The 3,695-nt window shown below is 41.2% G+C and carries 1 protein-coding gene and 1 pseudogene; both read left to right on the top strand.

The features are described 5' to 3' along the window. Positions 1-367: pseudogene (locus GBN19_RS15080) on the top strand (restriction endonuclease subunit S); the annotation flags it as partial. 179 nt (positions 368-546) lie between these two features. After that, on the top strand, positions 547-3,651 hold the full coding sequence (locus GBN19_RS15075) for a type I restriction endonuclease subunit R (RefSeq protein ID WP_151778664.1): 3,105 nt from the start codon (positions 547-549) through the stop codon (positions 3,649-3,651). The last annotated feature ends 44 nt before the right edge of the window (positions 3,652-3,695 follow it).

The raw sequence follows: 3,695 nt of genomic DNA, 5'->3' as shown, positions 1-3,695 counted from the left end.
AGGGTTGCCAAAGTTTTTAGAGCTGGATGCTTGTATTCATGATGGTTGGTTGTATTTTCCTCAAAAAAAACACTTCTCAGATAGTTACTTATACTTTTTATTTTTAAAAATAAGGTCACAACTGGTTGCACAAGGTAATGGTAGTGTTTTTACAAATTTAAAAACGGATATTCTACGTAATCAGGTGATTTTAGTTCCAACTCAAGAGGTTATTGAAAAATTTGATCTTCAAGCTTTTAAGATATTAGAAGCTATGAGAATACAATGTATTCAATCTAGTAGTTTATGTAATTTGAGGGATGCTTTATTACCAAAGTTGTTATCGGGTGAGTTAGATGTATCAGGTGTGCAGGACGAGGTGGCTTGAGCATGAGTATTAATGACTGTGGTGGACGTTTGGTTCTTGAAGTTAAGAATTACTAGACATCACATCTTATTTCATTGCAAATCAAAGTAGCTTCTAATTTTAAGTTTAAAATATTGATTAATAATTATTTTTTTATTTCATTGTAAATTGATAAAAATGCTAGATAGGTGAATTTGACCATGAACGAAACACAATTAGAACATCTCTGCCTTGACTGGTTCGCTGAAAATGGTTGGGAAGTCGTTCATGGTGTCGATATTGCCCCTGACAGCAATAACCCTTTACGCAAAGATTATAAACAAGTTCTGATAGAGGCACATCTACAGACCGCTTTTGAACAGTTGAATCCACATTTGCCAACCAGTTGTTTTGAACAAGTTTGGCAAAAACTCAGTAAACCTGAAAGCCTAGACTTAGTGACGAATAACCGTGCCTTTCATCGCATGCTATTAGAAGGTGTACCTGTCAGCTATAAAAAAGACGATGAGTGGGTCAATGATCAGGCTTTTTTGCTCGACTTCAACCAAGTTGTTAATAATCGTTTTGTGGCGATTAACCAATTTACGATTTTAGGGACAAAGCAACCACGACGACCTGACATTATTTGCTTTATTAATGGTATTCCTTTTGCTGTACTCGAACTGAAAAGCCCAACCGATGAGAATGCCGATATTTGGGATGCCTTTAACCAACTACAGACCTATAAAGAAGAAATTTCCGATCTATTTGTTTTTAATGAAGCCCTTGTGGTGAGTGATGGCGTAACAGCCCGTGTTGGTTCACTCACGGCGAATCAAGAGCGCTTTTTACCTTGGCGGACTATCAAGAATGAGGATGATAAACCCGTTTTAGCATGGGAATTGGAAACGGTTGTTCGAGGTTTCTTTGATCGGGAGTTGTTCCTTGATTATATTCGTTTTTTTATCTTGTTTGAAACAGATGGCGAAAAGACCATTAAGAAAATTGCAGGCTATCATCAGTTCCATGCAGTACGTGAAGCCGTACAAGCCACCATTACGGCAGCCAATCCGAATGGGGATAAGAAAGCAGGCGTTGTTTGGCATACCCAAGGCTCGGGTAAAAGTATCTCTATGTGTTGCTATGCAGGCAAGCTATTACAGCAGCCCGCTATGCACAACCCAACCTTGTTAATCGTGACTGACCGTAATGACTTGGATGGACAGCTCTTTGAAACCTTTAGCAATGCTCAAGAATTATTAAAGCAAACGCCAGTACAAGCCAATAACCGCGATGAGCTAAGACAGCTTTTGGCTGAGCGTGAGTCTGGTGGCATTATCTTTACCACGGTACAAAAGTTCGCATTACTGGAAGGTGAGAGTGAGCATCCATTATTGAATGGACGCCACAATATTGTGGTGATGTCAGATGAAGCACATCGTAGCCAATATGGTTTGAAAGCAAAACTAGGTAACGATGGCACGTACAAGTTCGGTTATGCCAAGCACATGCGTGATGCCTTGAGGAATGCGGCTTTTATTGGCTTTACTGGAACTCCGATCTCAAGTGAAGATAAAGACACTCGAGCTGTCTTTGGTGATTATGTTTCCATCTATGACATTCAAGATGCCGTGGATGATGGGGCAACTGTACCCATCTACTACGAATCACGCTTGGCAAAGCTGGACATCAATCAGACTGAAATTGAAGAATTATCTGATCAAGTTGATGACATTGTCGAAGATGAAGAAGATGTTGGTAACCGGGAAAAGACCAAGAGTGAATGGAGCCGATTGGAAAAGTTAGTCGGCGCAACGCCACGCCTGAAACAGATTGCTGCGGATTTAGTCGCACACTTTGAAGCCCGAACTGAAGCTATGGCGGGTAAAGGCATGATTGTCCCGATGAGCCGAGAGATTTGTGTTCATCTCTACAATGAGATTGTTGCTTTACGCCCAGATTGGCATGACCCTGATCCTGAAAAAGGCAAAATCAAAATTGTGATGACGGGTTCAGCTTCAGATAAACCATTATTACAGCCGCATATCTACAATAAGCAAACTAAAAAACGCCTTGAGAAACGCTTTAAGGACGTAACCGATCCTTTACAACTGGTGATTGTACGCGATATGTGGCTTACAGGTTTTGATGCACCATGCACGCATACCATGTATATCGACAAACCGATGAAGGGGCACAACCTCATGCAGGCCATTGCACGTGTGAACCGTGTCTTTAAAGATAAGCAGGGTGGACTAGTTGTTGACTATATCGGCATTGCGAATGAATTGAAGCAAGCCTTAAAAACCTATACCGATGCTAAAGGTAAAGGAGAACCTACATTACGTGCAGAAGAAGCTTATGCGGTTCTTGCTGAAAAGATGGATGCGATACGGGGAATGTTTGCCAAAACCAATGAACAGGTAGGCATGGATTTAAGTGCTTATGAAACTCAGGCACACCGACTGATTATCCCCGCAGCTAACTATGTGCTGAGCTTAAAGGATGGTAAAAAGCGTTTTCTTGATTTAGTTTTGGCAATCAATAAAGCCTTCTCTTTATGCAGTACCTTGGATGAAGCGAAGAACCTGCATAAAGAAATTGCCTTTTACTCAGCCATTAAAGCGGTCATTAGCAAGCATACCTCTGTAGATCGTAAATTGTCGCAAGCTGAAAAGGACAGTACGCTAAAACAGATTCTGGATAATGCTGTCATTGCTGATGGCGTAACAGATGTCTTTGCAATGTGTGGTTTGGATAAACCCAACATTGGCTTGCTTTCAGATGAGTTCTTAGAAGATGTACGGCAGATGCCATATCGTAATTTGGCAGTTGAACTTCTAGAAAAGTTGTTGAATGACGGCATTAAAGCAAAGACACGAAACAATGTCGTGCAGGAAAAACGCTTCTCTGATCGTTTGCAGGAAACATTAAGGAAATACAATAACCGAGCGATTGAAACTTCTCAGGTCATTGAAGAACTTATTCAAATGGCAAAAGAGTTTCAGGCCGAAATGCAGCGTGAAGCTTCACTTGGGTTAAATCCAGATGAAATCGCTTTCTATGATGCTTTGGCAAACAATGAAAGTGCTGTCAGAGAGCTTGGAGACGATACGCTGAAACAGATCGCACGAGAGATTACAGAGAAGCTACGGAAATCAACGACGGTCGATTGGCAGGTTCGGGATAGTGTGCGTGCTCAGCTTAAAATTCTTGTGCGTCGTACATTGCAGCGTTGGAAGTACCCGCCTGATAAAGCAGCTGAAGCGATTGAGTTGGTGATGAAGCAGGCTGAGCAGTTGTCGAATTCTTGGACGAGTGGATAAGTCATATTCAATCAATATTAGACTTGTATATCATCAAAAAATCC

This window comes from Acinetobacter brisouii (genome assembly GCF_008993995.1).
Lineage (GTDB): Bacteria > Pseudomonadota > Gammaproteobacteria > Pseudomonadales > Moraxellaceae > Acinetobacter > Acinetobacter brisouii_A.
The sequence above is the reverse complement of the archived record's forward strand: the minus strand, read 5'-3'. Positions and strand labels throughout refer to the sequence as shown.

Excerpts from the sequence above, each read along its gene's own strand:
- GBN19_RS15075 (WP_151778664.1), top strand. The coding sequence starts at position 547 with ATGAACGAAACACAATTAGAACATCTCTGCCTTGACTGGTTCGCTGAA.